This window comes from Streptomyces sp. WMMB 714, from assembly GCF_900090125.1.
GTDB lineage: Bacteria > Actinomycetota > Actinomycetes > Streptomycetales > Streptomycetaceae > Streptomyces > Streptomyces daqingensis.
Genome location: NZ_FMHJ01000003.1, coordinates 308,721 through 325,857, shown reverse-complemented (window position 1 = coordinate 325,857; position 17,137 = coordinate 308,721). Strand labels below are relative to the sequence as shown.

The window sequence follows — 17,137 nt, the reverse complement described above, 5'->3', positions numbered from 1 at the left end:
TTTCCGCAAGACGTCCCGGATCCGGCGGCTGCGGGCGGATCAGGGTGAGGTCATGCACCGTCCCGCATGGTGATACGGAGTCCGCGCTTCCGGTGCTCTCCGTTAGACTCGCCGCATCATGCGTTTCGGGCTGCTGCTTCTTAGCTGCCGCGGCGAGGGTCTGTAGTCGTACGGCCGACCCCCTCCCCGCGGAGACCGGTGCTGCCACCGTCGGCCCTCGAAGCCAACCCCGCGGAGCATCCTCCGCGCTCTGGAGCCCACGCACATGAATTCCTCCGCAGCCTCCGCATCCTCTGCGTCCTCCGATTCCGTCGGACGCCCCACCCCCGTCACCGCGGCGACCGTGCAGCAGAAGCCCTCCGGCATGCCCGTGCACAAGTACGGACCGTACGAGGCCGTCGCCATCCCGGACCGCACCTGGCCCGACAAGCGCATCACCCAGGCGCCCCGCTGGCTCTCCACGGACCTGCGGGACGGCAACCAGGCCCTGATCGACCCCATGTCGCCCGCCCGCAAGCGCGCGATGTTCGACCTGCTGGTGTCGATGGGCTACAAGGAGATCGAGGTCGGGTTCCCCGCCTCCGGGCAGACGGACTTCGACTTCGTGCGCTCCATCATCGAGGAGGGGGCGATCCCCGACGACGTGACGATCTCCGTCCTCACACAGGCCCGTGAGGAGCTGATCGAGCGCACGGTGGAGTCCCTGAAGGGCGCCCGCAACGCCACCGTCCACCTCTACAATGCGACGGCGCCGGTCTTCCGCGAGGTCGTCTTCCGCGGCACCCGGGAGCAGGTCCGGCAGATCGCCGTGGACGGTACGCGCCTGGTGGTGGAGTACGCGGAGAAGCTGCTGGACGACCGCACCTGCTTCGGCTACCAGTACAGCCCGGAGATCTTCACCGACACGGAGCTGGACTTCGCGCTGGAGGTCTGCGAGAGCGTCATGGACGTCTGGCAGCCGGAGGACGGCCGAGAGATCATCCTCAACCTGCCCGCGACGGTGGAGCGTTCGACACCCTCGACGCACGCCGACCGCTTCGAGTGGATGTCGCGGAACCTGACGCGCCGCGAGCACGTGTGCCTGTCCGTGCACCCGCACAACGACCGCGGGACCGCCGTCGCCGCCGCCGAACTGGCGATCATGGCGGGTGCGGACCGCATCGAGGGCTGCCTGTTCGGCCAGGGCGAGCGCACCGGCAACGTCGACCTCGTCACGCTGGGCATGAACCTCTTCAGCCAGGGCGTCGACCCGCAGATCGACTTCTCGAAGATCGACGAGGTCAAGCGCACCGCCGAGTACTGCAACCAGATGGAGGTCCACTCCCGGCACCCCTACGTCGGCGACCTCGTCTACACCTCCTTCTCCGGCTCCCACCAGGACGCCATCAAGAAGGGCTTCGAGGCGATGGAGGTACGCGCCGAACGGGAGGGCAAGACCGTCGACGAGCTGGAGTGGGCGGTCCCGTACCTGCCCATCGACCCCAAGGACGTGGGCCGCTCCTACGAGGCGGTCATCCGCGTCAACTCCCAGTCCGGCAAGGGCGGCATCGCGTACGTGCTGAAGGGCGAGCACAGCCTGGACCTGCCGCGCAGGATGCAGGTCGAGTTCTCCAAGATCATCCAGGAGCGGACGGACAGCGAGGGCGGCGAGGTCACCCCCGCCGACATCTGGCAGATCTTCCAGCACGAGTACCTGCCCACCCCCGACAACCCCTGGGGCCGTGTCGCCCTGCGTGCGGGGCAGACCTCGACGACCGTCGACGGGCAGGACGCCGTCACCGTGGAGGCGACGGTCGACGGCGAGGACGTCGTGCTGGAGGGCACCGGCAACGGCCCGCTGGCCGCGTTCTTCGACGCGCTGCAGGCCGTGGACGTGGACGTGCGGCTGCTGGACTACGTCGAGCACACGATGAGCGAGGGCGCGGGTGCCGAGGCCGCCGCGTACATCGAGTGCGCTGTCGGCGACAAGGTGCTGTGGGGCGTGGGCATCGACGCCAACATCGTCCGCGCCTCGATCAAGGCCGTCGTCTCGGCGGTCAACCGCGCCACGCGCTGAGCCCCGCCGGCGGGCCCCCCCCCCCGGGGTGGGGCCCGCTTCCGTCACCGCCCGCTCACGGCCCGCCGGGGAATCCGCTCCGGTGAGGGGCTGACGCCGCAACTGACCTGTGGTTAACATCACGTTCACCGGCAGAGTGGCCGAATTCGTGACGGAGGTACGGCGTGAGCGGCGTGAGGCACTCTCGTGACCAGCGGGAACACGGGTCGCAGGGTGGTCGTGGGATGCGCCTCGCAGGCGTACGGACCAGCTGGCGCACAGTGGGCGACGGAGACTTCTTCTGCCCCGCCTGCGGAGGCGACCGCAGCTACCGCCGCCGCAACGGCCGGCGCCGCTTCGTCCTCCTCGGCGTCCCGCTCCTGACCCGCGGCACGGTCCCGCCCGTCCTCGAATGCGCCGCCTGCCGCGGCCACTTCGGCACGGAGAGCCTCGACCACCCCACCTCGTACCGCCTCGCCGCCCTGCTGCGCGAGGCCGTGCACACCATCGCGCTCACCGTGCTGACCGCCGGCGGCTGCGAGAGCCGTACGGCCCGCGAGACCGCCGTGGCCACCGTGCGGGATGCGGGCTTCACCGAGTGCACCGAGGACCGGCTGATGACCCTGCTCGCCGCGTTGAGGGCCGAGCGCGCCCTCGCCGGCAGTGTCACGGCCGAGATCGAACTGCACGAAGCGCTGGCGCCGCTCGCACCCCATCTCGCCGCGGCGGGCCGCGAGAGCCTGCTGCTGCACGGTGCGCGGATCGCGCTGGCCGACGGCCAGTACCAGGCCGCCGAGCGGGCGGCGCTGGAGGCGGTGGGCAGGTCGCTGCGGATCGACGAGGACGAGGTGGACCGGCTCCTCACCCAGGCCGCCCGCACGCCCTCCTGACCGCGCGCCCCGGCCCTCGCAACCCAGGAGGGTCCCAGGAGGGCAAGGCGGTCTCAGGCGACCGGCAGTCTCAGGCGACCGGCAGCACGAACAGGGCGGTGTCGTTCATCACGAACACACGGTTCCCGCCGCCCACGAGCCAGCGGCCCACCTTCTCGCCCGGGTCCCCGGGCACCGGGTAGTCCCAGAGCACGCGGCCGTCCTCCGCGTAGACGGCGTTCACTTGATCCGCCTCCTCTTCGCCGACCGACCACAGGGAGTTGGCCTGCACGGTCAGCGGACTGCCGACCATGCACGACGACCGCCCGTCCAGGACCTTGGCGCCGTCGTTCGCTCTCCTGCAGCTCGGCCACGCGCCGTGCGCCGCGTACACGGCGTTCGCGGAGGCGATCGGCGGGCCCCACGTCTCCTGCTCCCCGTAGGCGTCCCGCGACGTCTTCGACCACAGCTCCGCCCCGTCCGTGATGGCACGTGCGGTGAGGCAGACGCCGCCCAGGTAGACGGTGTTGCGGTAGCGGGCCGGACGGATCAGCCCGTCCGACTGCTCGCGCACCTCCCACGCCTTGCTGCCGTCGCTCGTGTCGAGCGCCAGTACGTGGCCGTCCTCGGTGGACACCACGAGGCGCCCGCCGCCCGCGATGCCCGGCGGCAGCACCTTGCCGAAGCCCCGCGGAACGCGCCTCGTCCACCGGACCCTCGCGTCGGAGCGGCGCACGCTGCGCAACTCGCCGTCCTCCGTGGCCAGATACACCGCCTCGCCGTCCGCCGCCAGCAGCGACTCCGCCTTGACGCGGGCCGTCCACTTCGGCTCGCCGGTGGAGGGGACGTAGGTGCGCAGGGTGCCCTCCTCGTCGACGGCGGCGACCAGCCGGTCGGAGAGCGACAGGAAGCGGGCCTTGCACTCCACTTCCGGCGCCGTCCAGCGCCGCTTGCCGTCGACGACGTTGTGGGCCACGAGACCGCCGTCCACGCCGCCGAAGACCACGACGTCCCGTACGGGCAGGACCGCCGGGCTCTCCAGGTCCAGCACCCGCTCGTGCTTCCAGAGGGCCTTGGGCGGCTCGCCCGCGATGTAGTCGCCGTTGTCGGCGGACAGCACGTTGGCCTTCGGGGTGGCGACGGCGCGCGGGAAGGCGAAGCGGCTCTCCTGCGACCTCTTGGAGCTCAGCCACCACGCCCCGGCGCCGCCGCTCCCGGCGACGGCCACGCCGCCCGCCGTCAGCCCGATCAGCAGCCGCCGCCGCGCCAGCGGACGCCCCGGCCCCGCGCCCGACGTGACCGTGGTCAGCTCCTTGACCGAGCGCTCGCGTTCCTTGATGTCGGAGGCGAGCGCGCCGCGCTTCCACACGCGGTCGGCGCCGCGCGGCGGAGCGAAGCCGGTCACGATCTGCGCGGGGGTCGGCCGGGCCGCGGGGTCCTTGGCGAGGCAGGGGGCGATGAGCGCCCGCAGCGCCTCGGGTATGCCGTCCAGCCGGGGTTCGCCGTGCACGACCTCGTACTGCAGCGCCGCCACATGCCCGCCGTCGAACGCCCGCTCGCCGCTCGCCGCGTACACGAGGACGGCCCCGAGCGAGAACACGTCGGCCGGTGCCGCCACCCGCTTGCCCAGCACCTGCTCGGGAGCGCCGTACCCGGGTGTGACCGGGACCTGGCCGGTGGTGGTGAGGGTGAGGCCGTGCTCGGGACGGGCGATGCCGAAGTCGATGATGCGCGGCCCGCCGGAGGTGAGGACGATGTTCTGCGGCTTGAGGTCGCGGTGGATGAGGCCCGTGGCGTGGATGTCGGCCAGCGTGGACGCCAGCGACGCCGACAGGGAGCGCAGGGCCGCGTCCCCGAACGGTCCGTGCGCCTTGACCGCCTGGTCGAGCGTCGGCCCCGCCAGGAACTCGGTGGCGATCCACGGCCGCCCGCCCTCCGTCTGCGCCCCCAGCACCCGCGCGACGCCGCGGCTCGTCACGGCCTGCGCCGCCTGCGCCTCGCGGACGAAGCGCTGGGCGAGGTTCTGCTCGTGGGCGAGTTCGGGGTGCAGGACCTTCACGGCGGAGACGGTTCCGGCGGCGTCCTGTCCGACATAGACCTTGCCCATGCCGCCTTCCCCGAGGACGCCGAGCAGGCGGTACGGGCCGAGGCGGAGGGGGTCGCCGGTGCTGAGGGGTTTCATGATCGCCTTGCTGTCTGCTCGGGGACGTGGACGGGCGCCCGGTACGCGGCACCAGGGCGGCGGCGCGCGGCTTCGCGGCGCGGGACTGCTCGGGCGGCTGTGAACTCGGCGGTCATGGCGGTCACTTGAGGGGGTAGCCCGCGATGAACCGGCCGCCGAAGGCGATGATCATCTCGGCGCGTTCGTGGGCGACGAAGCGGTCGCCCCGCGTCTTGTACGTCGCGGCCGTGTTGTGCGACGAGATGTCGATCGCCCGCAGCCCGGCCGGGCTCGCGCTGTACACATGGGCGGAGCCGATGACGGGCCTGTCGCCGGTGCCGGCCCGCGCGCCGTCGCCCCCCTGCTCCGTCCACGCACGCTTCCCGGTGCGGGCGTCGAGGGCCACCACTCCGCGGCCCTTCTCCACCGCGTACACCACACCGTCCTTCACCGACGGCAGACCGAAACGGCTCCCGGAGCCGCGCGCCCGCGTGGACCACGTCTCGCGCCCGCTGCTCAGCCTCAGTGCGCGCAGGCTGCCGCCGCCCACATAGAGGTGGTCGCCGTCCGTGGTCAGCGGGTCCCGGTCCAGTTCCTTCCTCGGGACGTCGAGGGGCTTCTCCCAGACGGCCTCTCCGGAGCCGGCGTCGTGGACGGTGACGCGCACCGTGCCGTCGTCCTGCTCCCGCAGCAGTACGAGGCGGCCGCCGGCGACCGCGGCGGAGAGGAACAGCAGCCGTTCCCTTCCCTGGGCGCGGCCCTTGACCGGCTGGGACCAGCGCCTCCTCCCGCTCCCGGCGTCGACGGCGATCAGCTTCCAGGACTGGCCGTCCTCGAACTTGTACCCGACCCCGTACTCTCCCGCTCCCGCGGCCAGGTAGAGGACGCCGTCGGCCGCGCACAGCAGCTGGTTCATGTGGATGACCCCGTTGACGTCCGTGATCTCCGCGAACGCCTTGCCGGTCTTTCCGTCGTCGAGTCCGACGGTGGCGACGAGGAGCGGGAAGCCGCCGGGCTTGCCCTTGTTCCCCTCGGCCTCCTCGGGTTCGCAGATGCGGTAGATGCGCTTGCCGTCCGTGGCGGTCCGGTACGTGCTCTCCAGCGCGTCGGACTGCCACTTGATCGTCCCGCTCGCGGCGTCGGCGGCGTTGAGGCCCTGCCCGGCCACGAAGGCGACCATGTCACCGACGACGAACGGGGCACCCGGGGCCGTGTCCTCGGAGTCTTCGTGCGCCACCTGCCACTGCCACTCCGAGTTCTCCTTCTTCTTCGGAGGTGCGCTGACCTCGGGCCCCGCGCCGGGCTTCTGGTAGGGCGTGCCGTCCGTCCCCCACCACACCCACGCGCCCGCACCGGCCGCGGCCGCCAGTGCCGAACCGCCGCCCATCAGCAGCATCTTGCGCCGTGACGGCCCGGCCGCCGGCGGTTCCGCCACGGGCTCCGGGGGCGCGCCGGCGGGCGCCGGGAGGCGTGCGGGGGTGAACTGCCAGACCTCCGCCGCGCGCCGTCCGATCTCGGTGAGCAGCGGCACCGTCAGATGGTCGGCGAACTCCCCGCCGCCGTCGTGGAGCCGGGCGGCCAGTTCGCCGGTGGTGGGCCGCCGGGCCGGATCCTTGTCGAGTGCCTGCGCCAGGACCGGTGCGAGCCCGGCCGGTACGGCCGACAGATCCGGCTCGGTGTACTGGACCCGGTAGAGCAGGTCGGCGGCCTGACCCCAGCCGAAGGCCGCCTGCCCCGTCGCCGCGAAGACGAGCACGCCCGCGAGCGCGAACACGTCGCCCGCCGGGGTGTGTTCCTGGCCCGAAGCCTGCTCGGGCGACATGAAGGCGGGCGTGCCGGCCGTGTTGCCGGTCCGGGTGAGGCGCGCGTCGCCGATGGCGCGTGCGATGCCGAAGTCGATGAGCTTCGGACCGTACGCCGTGAGCATGATGTTGGACGGCTTGAGGTCGCGGTGCACCACGTCCGAGCGGTGCAGCTGTCCGAGTGCGGCGCAGAGCGCGGCTCCCACGGCCCGGACGGTGGGTTCGGGCAGCGGGCCCGAGCCTTCCACGGCGTCGTCGAGCGGCGGGCCGAGCACGTACTCCGTGGCCAGCCAGGGGGTTTCCGCGCCGGGGTCGGCGTCGACGACCTCGGCGCCGTGCTGCCCGCCGATGACCCGGGCCGCGTCCGTCTCCAGCCGGAACCGGGTGCGGAAGTCGGCGTCGGCGGCGATGCGCCGGTGCATCGTCTTCAGCGCGACGGTGCGCCCGCCCGGCGAGCGGGCCAGATAGACGGTGCCCATGCCACCGCTGCCGAGCCGGGCGAGGAGCTGGTACGGGCCGAAGCCGGGCGGGTCGTCGTGGGTGAGGGGAGAGAGCATCAGGTCGTCACTTCGGGAGGTGCGGGGCCGCGGGAGGCGCGGACGGGGGAGTGGGCGGCGGCGTGGACGGCATCGGCGGCGCCGACTCGAACGCGCCGGACGCGCCCGGGAGTTGGCCCCCGCCGTCCGCGGGAGTGGGCGGGGCGGGCGGGTGCCCGGGATACGCGGCCGGGGCCGGGGTCCGGGGCGGCTCGGTGGTCGGCACCGGTGGGGCGGTCTCTGTCGCGTCGATCTCCGCGGCCAGCACGTCGGCCGACTGACGGGCGACGGCCGCCGTCAGCCGCCCCGGAAGCCAGCCGGGCGCCGGTGTGACTCCCGCGCTGTTCCCGGGCGTCGAGTCCACTTCGGCGACGGGCGCCGCGAGGGCGGCGCCGGGCGGCCCGACGGGTTCGGTGAACTCCCGTATCAGATCGGCCGCATGCGGGCGGGTGGCCGGATCGCGTGCCAGGCAGGCAGTGACGATTCCGCGCAGTGACTCCGGGAGTTCCTCCCGCTCGGGCACGGTGTGTCCGGTGGCGGCGTAGGCCATGGTCGCGCCGAGGGCATAGATGTCGCCCTGCGGCCGGGGGCGGCCCCCCGCGGCCTGCTCGGGCGGGAGGCTGCCGGACTCCAGCCCCGGCAGCCCCGAACGGGACTCGCCGTCCGGCGCCGCCGCCCGTACGGCCCCGAAGCAGGCGAGCCGCGGCCCGTCGTGCGCGAGCAGCACGGCGCCGGGGGAGATGCCCGCATGGGACAGGCCCTGCCCGTGCGCGATGGCGACGGTCTCCGCGAGACACGCCCCGAGGGCCCGTACGGTGTGCTCCGGGAGGGGCCCTCCGTGAAGGGCCAGCGCGGTGGGGAGCGGCAGCGCGGGCAGATACGGGCGGGCGTGCCACGGGAGTTCGCCGGGGCCCGACACATGGGTGGCCGGGGACACCCACTGGCCGAGCAGATAGCGCGACGCCTCGGCCTCGACGCGGAACCGCTCCGGGTCCGCGCCCGGAAGCGGAACGCTCACCAGGACGGTGTGCGCGCCGTCCGGACTGCGGGCGACGAACCGCTCCTCGGGCAGCGGAATACCGGGTACGTCGGCGTCGAAGCGCGTAAGGACCGTGTACGGCCCGACAGTTGACGGTGCGCTCCGGTACGCGGTGCCGGTACTCATCGATCCCCCCGTGGAATGCGAAACACCGAGACCCTACAAGCTCGGCCCGCGGAGGGCTTCCGGGATTTTCAGCGCCCGGTCTTCACCCGCCCGATGAACGACGACCAGGCACGCGCACCGAAGACCACGGCGGGGCCGTCGGGGACCTTGCTATCCCGTACGGGAACGACGCCGGTGAGACCGTCAGCGACCTCGACGCAGTCGCCGCCGTCGGGGTTGCTGTAGGTGGACTTGCGCCAGCGTGCGGCGCCGGGGAAGTGCTCGGCGACCTCGACGCAGTTCCCGCCGTCGGGGTTGCTGTAGGTGCTCTTGCGCCAGTGGGCGGTACTCAAGTCAACCTGGTTGCTTGTCACTTCGAAAGTCCTCTGCTGCTGCCTCGATCATGGCGAGGGACGCCTTCGGTGGCAGTGCGACGGCCCTGAGCAGATCGTACGACCTCCGGTACTTCCGTACGAGGCTCGGATCATCGACGGTGTCTCCGCTGTATGTAGCCTCCGTGTAGACCATGGGTGGGGCGTCGGCAAAGGTCGTGATCGTGACGCAGCCGAGCATCAGCGGGTGCACCCCCGCATTCCACGGAAGAATTTGCGGAATGATCCGGCGACGCTTCCCCAACTCCGCGATGTGGTCGAGTTGGTGGGCCATCTCCTGCGGAGGGAGAATGGGGTGCCGTAGCAACGACTCGTGGAGGACCACCCAGTACACCGGGGACTCGTCCTCATCGAAAAGACTGGCCCTCGCCAGCCGGGCGTTGACCTTGAGGTCGACCTCTTCGGAGAACCCCAGCACCTGTGTACTTTCCAGAACCGTCCGCGCATACGGTTCTGTCTGCAAGAGCCCCGGAATCAGCGTGGGGCTCCACTCCTCAATGGTTTCCGCGCGCTTCTCCGCTTCGAGTACGGTCTCGAAATAGCTGGCGTGCCCGCTCCGTTTCGCCTTCCTCACGTCTTCGCAGCGCCGCGCGAAGAAGCCGTCCGTGCCCAGGACTTGGTCCACGTGCTGCGCCAGGTCAAGCGGCATGCGCCGCTCGCCGCGCTCGATCTCGCTGAGGTGGCTGGAGCCGTAGAAGCTGCCGTCGACCAGCTTCTGCTGGGTGAGCCCGGCCTGCTCCCGCTTCCACCGCAACTCCTTGCCGTAGAAGGTCGGAAGGCTCGCGGAGCCGTCGATGTCCTTGGGGCCGGGCATGGTTCACCGCCGTTGGTGCGCAGGTCTCGGTCGTTCCCGCCGGGCCCGGCTGCTTTCCCCCGCTTCCACGGCCCCGCGGACCGCTTCCGCACGTCACGGCCGGGAGCCCGTACTACTTGGCACGCTAGCCGAAGCGGCAGCAGAGTGTGAGGAGTTCGTCACACAACGCACAGGAAGGTGCGGCTCATGTACGGCCACGACCTCGGCTGGGAACCCGGCCACCAACCCGCGACGGACGACGTCCACACCGTCGTCGGTGATCTGCGCAACCTGCTGGCGGCCCACGGCATCACGCTGCCCTCGATCGGCGTGGAGCCGCCCGCCTTCGCGGCCAGCCCGCCCCAGCCTCTCGTGGCGCTGGGCAACTGCAACGTCGACACCGCGCGCAAGCTCGCCGCCGTGCTCCGCACGGCATGGCACGAGGAGGGGCAGCGGTGACGACTCGTGGATGGTGCATCGACCGCGTCCCCGCGAAGCCGGTACGGCGCGGCGAGGACGGCCGGATCACCGTTCCGCTGTGGCTGCTGCGCGACGGCGAGTACCACTCCGACCTCGACCTGAGCCTCTCGCCCTCGGAGGCCGAGGTGCTGCACGCGCAGTTGTCGTACGTACTGGACGGCGGGCCCGTCCGCGCGTAGGCGACAATGTCCGCATGACCCTGTTCCGCGACGACGGCATCGTGCTGCGCACGCAGAAGCTGGGCGAGGCGGACCGGATCATCACCTTGCTCACGCGCGTGCACGGACGGGTGCGGGCGGTCGCCCGCGGAGTGCGGCGCACGAAGTCGAAGTTCGGTGCGCGGCTGGAGCCGTTCAGCCACGTCGACGTGCAGTTCTTCGCCCGCGGCGGTGAACTGGTCGGCCGGGGGCTGCCGCTGTGCACGCAGACCGAGACCGTCGCCGCGTACGGGCAGGGAATCGTCGGTGACTACGCGCGCTACACCGCGGGCACGGCGATGCTGGAGACGGCCGAGCGCTTCACCGACCACGAAGGCGAACCCAACGTCCAGCAGTACCTGCTGCTGGTGGGCGGGTTGCGCACGCTGGCCGCCGGGGAGCATACGCCCGGCCTGGTCCTGGACGCCTTCCTGCTGCGGTCGCTGGCCATGGGCGGCTACGCGCCCAGCTTCGAGGACTGCGCCAAGTGCGGCCTGCCCGGCCCCAACCGCTTCTTCTCCGTGGCCTCGGGCGGCGTGGTGTGCGGCGACTGCCGGGTGCCGGGCAGCGTCGTCCCGTCGCCGGAGGCGCTGCGGCTGCTGGGGGCGCTGCTCACCGGCGACTGGGAGACGGCCGACGCCGTGGAGGCCCGTCACGCCAGGGAGGGCACCGGCCTGGTCTCGGCGTACCTGCACTGGCACATGGAGCGGGGGCTGCGCTCGCTGCGGTACGTGGAGCGCTCCCCGGGCGGGCCGCCCGGCTCCCGGAGCAGCCCGGGAGCGGAGCGGGCGGAAAGGTCCTGACCAGCGGCTGCGCCCGCAGGTCGGCTACGCTCGCCGTGTCCCGGGCAATGCCCGCAGTCGCGCAACCACAGCGCCCGCACCGTCCCCGCATGAACCCCTGGAGCTGAACGCCCATGGCACGCCGCGGAATGCTGCAAAGGCAGCGTCGCGAGTACGTCACCCCCGAGCCGCACCCCTCCGGTGAACGCCCGCCGAAGATCCCCTCGGAGCTGGTGCCGAACCATGTGGCCTGCGTCATGGACGGCAACGGCCGCTGGGCCAAGCAGCGCGGACTGCCGCGCACCGAGGGGCACAAGGTCGGCGAGGGTGTCGTCCTCGACGTGCTCAAGGGCTGTCTGGAGATGGGCGTGAAGAACCTCTCCCTGTACGCCTTCTCGACGGAGAACTGGAAGCGCTCCCCCGAGGAGGTGCGCTTCCTCATGAACTTCAACCGCGATGTCATCCGCCGCCGCCGCGACGAGATGGACGAGCTGGGCATCCGCATCCGCTGGGTCGGGCGGATGCCGAAGCTGTGGAAGTCGGTGGTGCGCGAGCTTCAGGTCGCCCAGGAGCAGACCGTCGCCAACGACGCGATGACGCTCTACTTCTGCGTCAACTACGGCGGCCGCGCCGAGATCGCGGACGCGGCCCAGGCGCTCGCCCGGGATGTGCAGGCAGGCAGGCTCGACGCTTCGAAGGTCGACGAGAAGACCCTCGCGAAGTACCTCTACTACCCCGACATGCCGGACGTGGACCTGTTCCTGCGGCCGTCCGGCGAGCAGCGCACGTCCAACTACCTGATCTGGCAGAGCGCTTACGCCGAGATGGTCTACCAGGACGTCCTCTGGCCGGACTTCGACCGCCGCGACCTGTGGCGTGCCTGCCTGGAGTACGCCAAGCGCGACCGGCGCTTCGGCGGAGCCCGCGAGGACGCCGGCACCGAGACCCGGTAGCGCGCGGGCGGAAGCGGCGGCGCCGGGCACCGTCACCAGGGCGCCCGGCTCAGGAGAGCCAGTCGGCGTACGCGGTGGGGGCGATGCGGGCGTCGCCGGGAGCGGTGAGGACGTCGCCCGGTACGGCCGAGAAGAGCCCGGCGCGGTCGTCGGTGACGACGGACCGTCCGTCGTCCGCCGAGTCCAGGGTGATCCGCCCGAGCTCGTCGAGCGGATGCACCCCGGGCCCCGCGACGTTGACGATGCCGTTCAGCGGTTCTCCCGCGGCGACTTCGGCGACGAAGCGGGCGACGTCCGCGGCGGCGATCGGCTGGAGCGGCGTCCGCGGCAGCCGGACGGTGTCGCCGTCGGTGGTCCAGGAGAGCACGGCGTCGATGAACTCCATGAACTGCGTGGCGCGGACGATGGAGTACGGGACGGGTCCTGCCTCGAGAACGCGCTCCTGGAGCACCTTCGCCCGGTAGTACGCGAGGTCCGGGACCTTCTCCGCGCCGACGATCGAGAGGATGACGAAGTGCCGCACCCCGGCCTTCCCGCTCGCGGCCAGGGCGTTGTCCATGGAGGTCTGGAAGAAGGCGGCCGAGGACTCGTCGAAGGTCGGTGAGTTCGTCAGGTTCACCACGGTGTCCGCGCCCGCGACGGCCTCCGGCAGCCCCCGTCCCGAGACGACGTCCACGCCCGTGGACAGGGAGTGGGGTACGGCGTCGTGTCCCGCCGCCTTCAGGTCCTCCACCACACGGGAGCCGATCAGTCCCGTTCCGCCGATCACTGCGACTCTCATGCCGTGCCCCTCTCCTCGGGCCGCCCATCGCCCGTCGACTCCATTCAGCCGGACGTGAGGCGATCCCGCATTCTCAGGGCGACGAGGGCGTCGAAGGGCATCGCGCGCTGTCGCGCCCGGCGGCCGGAGGATTCCGCGGGAGGCGGGGCCCGTCAGCTGGCGGGGTCGTACGCGAACGCGCGTACCTCCTGCGCGCACCGGCAGGCCGTCGCGAACTTCGCGGCCCATTCCAGCGCCGCCTCCCGGGAGGGCACCTCCAGCACGGCGAAGCCGCCGTCGAGCTGCTGCGTCTGCGGGTACGTGCCCTGTGTCACCGTGCCGTCCCCGCCGACCAGGACCGGCGGAACGCTGTCGTCGATTCCGCCGCCGAACACCCAGACACCCGCGTCCTTCGCTTCCTGGACCACCGCGTGCGATGCGTCCGAGACCGCCTGGAGGCCCTCCTCGGGAACGGCCATGGCGTCACTGGGGAACGAGATGAGGTACTTCGCCATCGCGTGGGCTCCTTCTTCCCGCTTCAGGGAATCGGATCATCTCGCGAACGGACGCGCCGCGCACAGCACACGCTCGCCTTGCCCGGCGTCATCCCGCGGCACCGTCACGGCTCGGCACCGTCACTTCGCGGCGGCGCACTCCCCGCACGTACCGAAGATCTCGACGGTGTGGCCGACGTCCACGAAACCGTGCTCCTCGGCGATCGCGTCGGCCCACTTCTCCACCGCGGGGCCCTCGACCTCGACGGCCTTGCCGCAGTGCCGGCACACCAGGTGATGGTGGTGGTCGTCGCTGTGGCAGCGGCGGTAGACCGACTCGCCCTCGTCGGTGCGCAGGACGTCGACCTCGCCGGCGTCGGCGAGGGACTGCAACGTGCGGTAGACCGTGGTCAGGCCGACCGAGTCCCCGCGGTGCTTGAGCATGTCGTGCAGCTCTTGCGCGCTCCGGAACTCCTCGACCTCCGCGAGGGCAGCCGAGACGGCGGCGCGCTGCCGGGTCGACCGGCCGCGGACAGGGGGACCTGCCGTGGTCACACTGTCTCCTTCGTTCGTCAGGTCGCTCAGTGGTGTGCCGTCATTGTGCCAGGAGGATTCGGCGGGCAGACCTCATGCCCGGAATCCGCGGCCCCCGTCGGCGTCACCGCCCTTGTCACGCCCGGCGACGGACGCCCTGCCCCGGGCCGTCCCGCTCCGCGCGTCCCCGGCGGGTGCCGCGTCCGCTGCCGCCTCGGGCGCCGGACCCGCGCCGGCTTCGCGGACCGCCCCGCCGCGCGAGGCGTCCGGCTGCGTGCCGGGAGCCGCTTCACCGTCCGGGAGGACCTCCCCGGCCCGGGCGTCCCGGTCCCGCCGGGCCCGGCGCCGGGCGAGCGGGGCGGCGAGGGCCGTCACCAGGCCGAAGAGCGCGATGGCCAGCACGACGATGCTCGCGCCGGGCGGTACGTCGGCGTAGAACGAGGCCGCGGTCCCGGAGAGCGTCACGGCGACCCCGAAGAGCACTGACAGCCCCAGTGTCCCGGCGAAGCCGCGGGTGGCCTGCTGCGCCGCGGCGACGGGGATCACCATCAGCGCGCTCACCAGCAGCAGCCCCACCACGCGCATCGCCACCGTCACGGTGACGGCCGCGGTCAGCGCGAGCAGCAGGTTCAGCAGCCGTACGGGCAGCCCGGTGACACGCGCGAACTCCTCGTCCTGGCAGACGGCGAACAGCTGGCGCCGCAGACCCAGTGACGCGGCGAGCACGAAGCCCGAAAGGCAGACGATGGCGACGACGTCGGAGCCCGAGACGGTCGTGACGGACCCGAACAGGTACGTCGTGAGGCTCGCGTTGGAGCCGTTGGGCGACAGGTTGATGATCAGGACGCCGCCGGCCATGCCTCCGTAGAAGAGCATCGCGAGGGCGAGGTCGCCGCGCGCCTTCCCGTACCAGCGGATCAGCTCCATCGCGACCGCGCCGAGCGAGGCGACGAGCACCGCCGTCCACACCGGGCTGGTGTTGAGCAGGAAGCCGAGAGCCACGCCCGTCAGTGCGACGTGCCCGATGCCGTCGCCCATGATCGCCTGGCGCCGCTGGACGAGGTAGATGCCGACGGCCGGCGCCGCGACGCCCACCAGCAGCGCGGCGAGCAGGGCCCGCTGCATGAAGGGGTAGTCGAGCAGCTCGATCATCGGTGCGTCCCGGGGTTCAGTTCGCTCATGGACAGGCCGGTCCCGATCCCGGCCGGACCTTCCGTGTCGTGGGTGTCGTGGGGGTGGCAGGCGATGTCGTGCAGGGCCTCGGGGTTCCCGACCCGCTCGACCAGCCCTTCGCGCAGGAGGACCGCGCGGTCGATCAGCGGCGCGAACGGTCCCAGCTCGTGCAGGACGAGCAGGACGGAGGTGCCGCGGGCGACCTGTTCGCGCAGCGCCTCGGCGAGTACGTCCTGGCTGGCCAGGTCCATCCCCGCCAGCGGCTCGTCCATGATCAGCAAGTCGGGGGCGCCGGCCAGCGCCCGTGCGATCAGCACCCTCTGGTGCTGGCCGCCGGAGAGCGCGTTGACGGAGTCCCGGGCCCGGTCCGCCATGCCGACCAGTTCCAGGGCGCGGCTCACGGCGGCCTTGTCGGCACGGCCGAGCGGACGCAGCCGGGCGTGCGCGAGGCGGCCCGAGGAGACCACCTCCCGCACGGTCGCGGGGACGCCCGCCGCCGCCGTGGAGCGCTGCGGCACGTAGCCCACGCGGCGCCAGTCGCGGAAGCGGGCGAAGGGGGTGCCGAACAGTTCGAGTTCGCCGTCTGTGAGCGGCACCTGCCCGATGACGGTGCGGATCGCCGTGGACTTGCCCGAGCCGTTGGCGCCGAGCAGGGCGACGACCTCGCCGCTGTCCATGGTCAGGTCGATCCCGCGCAGTACGGTGCGGCCCCCCAGCGTGGCTGCGGCGTCGCGCAACGACATCACGGTCTGCGGTGCGGCCGGTGCGGCCATGTGACGGGCCTTCCTCGACGAGGGTGCTTGCGGACGGTCCGGGTTCGGATGATTCGGCGGTCGGGGATTCGGGCGGTCGGGGATTCGGGCGTTCGGGGGCGGCGGGCTGTCCGGCGGTGCCGCCCGGCGGTGTCTCAGCCGGCTCCGAGGGCGGTGCGCAGCGAGATCAGGTTCCGGCGCATCACCGAGAAGTAGTCCTGGCCCTTCTCGACGGTCTCCACGGGGCTGAGTACCCCGGTCTTGAGGTTGAGATCGCCCGCGAGGGTCTTCGCCGTCCTGTCGCTGGCGCTCGACTCGAAGAAGACGGTGTCGACGTCGTCGGCCTTCGCGATCTTGTGCAGCTCCTTCATGCGCGCCCCACTGGGCTCGGCGTCGGGATCCACACCGGTGACGGCGGCCTCGTGCAGCCGGTAGCGCTCGGCGAGGTAGCCGAAGGCGGCGTGCGTGGTGATGAAGGTGTCCGTCTTCTTCGTCTTCAGCCCGCTCCGGTACTCCTCGTCCAGTGCGAGGAGCCGTTTGCGCAGGTCGGAGGCGTTCTTCCGGTACGCGGACCTGTGGGCCGGGTCGGCCTTCGCGAGCTTGTCGCCCACCCCTCGGGCGATCTCGGCGTAGCGGACGGGGTCGAGCCACACGTGCGGGTCGCCGCCCTGCCCGCCGCCGGCGGAGTGGTCGTGTCCGTGGTCCTCCCCGTGCCCGTCCTCGCCGTGCACCTCTCCGCCGTGCTTCTCCAGTTCGGTGAACGAGGTCGCCTCGGCGACGTGCTCCGGCTCGGCCTGCTGCACGCCCTCGTCCACGGCGGGCTGCAGGCCCTTGAGGTAGACGACCAGGCCGGCCTCGCTGAGACGTGCCGTCTGCCGGGGACTGAGTTCCAGGTCGTGCGGCTCGGTGCCCGGCTTGGTCAGCGACTCGACCTCCACGTGCTCCCCGCCGATCTGCTGGGCGAGGAACTGCATGGGGTAGAAGGAGGCGACGACGTTGAGCTTCCCGTTCTCCTCCTTCCCACCGCCGCTGAGGCCGCACCCGGCGAGCGTGAGCCCGCAGAGGCCGAGCGCGGTGACCGCCGAGGCGGTGCGTATGAGAGGGCGGGAAGCGTTCATGACACTCATTTTCAAGCTAGTTGGAAACGATTGTCAAATGATGTGCGACGTGCTCCCGCTCACTACGGGGGTTTTCGCCGTCCGCGTGCGGCCGCCGGGGAGCCGTTGCAGGAATCCCGCACGGATACCGCACCGATCGCGGTACCGATTTGATCCGGCCCC

Annotated in this window: 17 protein-coding genes; 6 read left to right on the top strand and 11 right to left on the bottom strand. The window is 71.9% G+C overall.

What is annotated here, in order from left to right; translation table 11 throughout:
• The first annotated feature begins 265 nt into the window (after positions 1–265).
• Positions 266–2,056, top strand: a complete 1,791-nt coding sequence (gene leuA, locus H181DRAFT_RS06795; protein ID WP_045863307.1) for a 2-isopropylmalate synthase — start codon at positions 266–268, stop codon at positions 2,054–2,056.
• Between the two features lie 224 nt (positions 2,057–2,280).
• Complete coding sequence (locus tag H181DRAFT_RS06790) at positions 2,281–2,925, top strand: TerB family tellurite resistance protein (RefSeq protein ID WP_045863306.1); 645 nt, start codon at positions 2,281–2,283, stop codon at positions 2,923–2,925.
• Positions 2,926–2,995: 70 nt separating this feature from the next.
• On the opposite strand, the gene H181DRAFT_RS06785 is transcribed toward H181DRAFT_RS06790, so the two are convergent.
• From H181DRAFT_RS06785 to H181DRAFT_RS06765, 5 genes are all read right to left on the bottom strand, one after another.
• Positions 2,996–5,086 carry a protein kinase domain-containing protein gene (locus H181DRAFT_RS06785; protein WP_045863305.1) on the bottom strand — a complete coding sequence of 697 codons (2,091 nt, stop codon included), beginning with the start codon at positions 5,084–5,086 and terminating at the stop codon, positions 2,996–2,998.
• A 121-nt stretch (positions 5,087–5,207) separates the two neighbouring features.
• Positions 5,208–7,424, bottom strand: coding sequence for a protein kinase domain-containing protein (locus tag H181DRAFT_RS06780; protein WP_074467742.1), 2,217 nt, complete (start codon positions 7,422–7,424; stop codon positions 5,208–5,210).
• A 7-nt stretch (positions 7,425–7,431) separates the two neighbouring features.
• A complete protein-coding gene (locus tag H181DRAFT_RS06775; protein ID WP_074467741.1) occupies positions 7,432–8,568 on the bottom strand; it encodes a serine/threonine-protein kinase in 1,137 nt (378 codons plus the stop codon).
• A gap of 68 nt (positions 8,569–8,636) precedes the next feature.
• Positions 8,637–8,900: a DUF397 domain-containing protein gene (locus H181DRAFT_RS06770; RefSeq protein ID WP_078895543.1), complete on the bottom strand. Its 264-nt coding sequence runs from the start codon at positions 8,898–8,900 to the stop codon at positions 8,637–8,639.
• Between the two features lies 1 nt (position 8,901).
• Positions 8,902–9,753: a helix-turn-helix domain-containing protein gene (locus H181DRAFT_RS06765; protein ID WP_045863303.1), complete on the bottom strand. Its 852-nt coding sequence runs from the start codon at positions 9,751–9,753 to the stop codon at positions 8,902–8,904.
• A gap of 186 nt (positions 9,754–9,939) precedes the next feature.
• Between H181DRAFT_RS06765 and H181DRAFT_RS06760 the strand changes: the two genes are divergently transcribed.
• The 4 genes from H181DRAFT_RS06760 (at position 9,940) to H181DRAFT_RS06745 (ending at position 12,144) form a co-directional block, all read left to right on the top strand.
• Positions 9,940–10,191 carry a hypothetical protein gene (locus tag H181DRAFT_RS06760; protein WP_045863302.1) on the top strand — a complete coding sequence of 84 codons (252 nt, stop codon included), beginning with the start codon at positions 9,940–9,942 and terminating at the stop codon, positions 10,189–10,191.
• Complete coding sequence (locus H181DRAFT_RS06755; RefSeq protein WP_052708479.1) at positions 10,188–10,391, top strand: hypothetical protein; 204 nt, start codon at positions 10,188–10,190, stop codon at positions 10,389–10,391. Before H181DRAFT_RS06760 ends, H181DRAFT_RS06755 begins: the two co-directional genes overlap by 4 nt.
• A gap of 14 nt (positions 10,392–10,405) precedes the next feature.
• The gene (recO, locus tag H181DRAFT_RS06750) at positions 10,406–11,212 is read left to right on the top strand and encodes a DNA repair protein RecO (RefSeq protein WP_045863300.1); all 807 of its coding nucleotides are present in this window, start codon (positions 10,406–10,408) and stop codon (positions 11,210–11,212) included.
• 113 nt (positions 11,213–11,325) lie between these two features.
• Entirely contained in the window at positions 11,326–12,144 is an 819-nt protein-coding gene (locus tag H181DRAFT_RS06745; RefSeq protein WP_045863299.1) for an isoprenyl transferase, read from the top strand.
• Positions 12,145–12,193: 49 nt separating this feature from the next.
• Here the strand turns inward: H181DRAFT_RS06745 and H181DRAFT_RS06740 are convergent, their stop codons facing one another.
• From H181DRAFT_RS06740 to H181DRAFT_RS06715, 6 genes are all read right to left on the bottom strand, one after another.
• The gene (locus tag H181DRAFT_RS06740; protein ID WP_045863298.1) at positions 12,194–12,925 is read right to left on the bottom strand and encodes an SDR family oxidoreductase; all 732 of its coding nucleotides are present in this window, start codon (positions 12,923–12,925) and stop codon (positions 12,194–12,196) included.
• Positions 12,926–13,077: 152 nt separating this feature from the next.
• A complete protein-coding gene (locus H181DRAFT_RS06735) occupies positions 13,078–13,419 on the bottom strand; it encodes a YciI family protein (RefSeq protein WP_045863297.1) in 342 nt (113 codons plus the stop codon).
• 120 nt (positions 13,420–13,539) lie between these two features.
• Entirely contained in the window at positions 13,540–13,953 is a 414-nt protein-coding gene (locus H181DRAFT_RS06730; RefSeq protein WP_045863296.1) for a Fur family transcriptional regulator, read from the bottom strand.
• 72 nt (positions 13,954–14,025) lie between these two features.
• Complete coding sequence (locus H181DRAFT_RS06725; RefSeq protein WP_175439720.1) at positions 14,026–15,084, bottom strand: metal ABC transporter permease; 1,059 nt, start codon at positions 15,082–15,084, stop codon at positions 14,026–14,028.
• The gene (locus tag H181DRAFT_RS06720) at positions 15,081–15,878 is read right to left on the bottom strand and encodes a metal ABC transporter ATP-binding protein (RefSeq protein ID WP_045863295.1); all 798 of its coding nucleotides are present in this window, start codon (positions 15,876–15,878) and stop codon (positions 15,081–15,083) included. The genes H181DRAFT_RS06725 and H181DRAFT_RS06720 overlap by 4 nt, the downstream gene beginning before the upstream one ends.
• A gap of 134 nt (positions 15,879–16,012) precedes the next feature.
• Complete coding sequence (locus tag H181DRAFT_RS06715) at positions 16,013–16,975, bottom strand: metal ABC transporter solute-binding protein, Zn/Mn family (protein ID WP_175439719.1); 963 nt, start codon at positions 16,973–16,975, stop codon at positions 16,013–16,015.
• Positions 16,976–17,137: the final 162 nt, after the last annotated feature.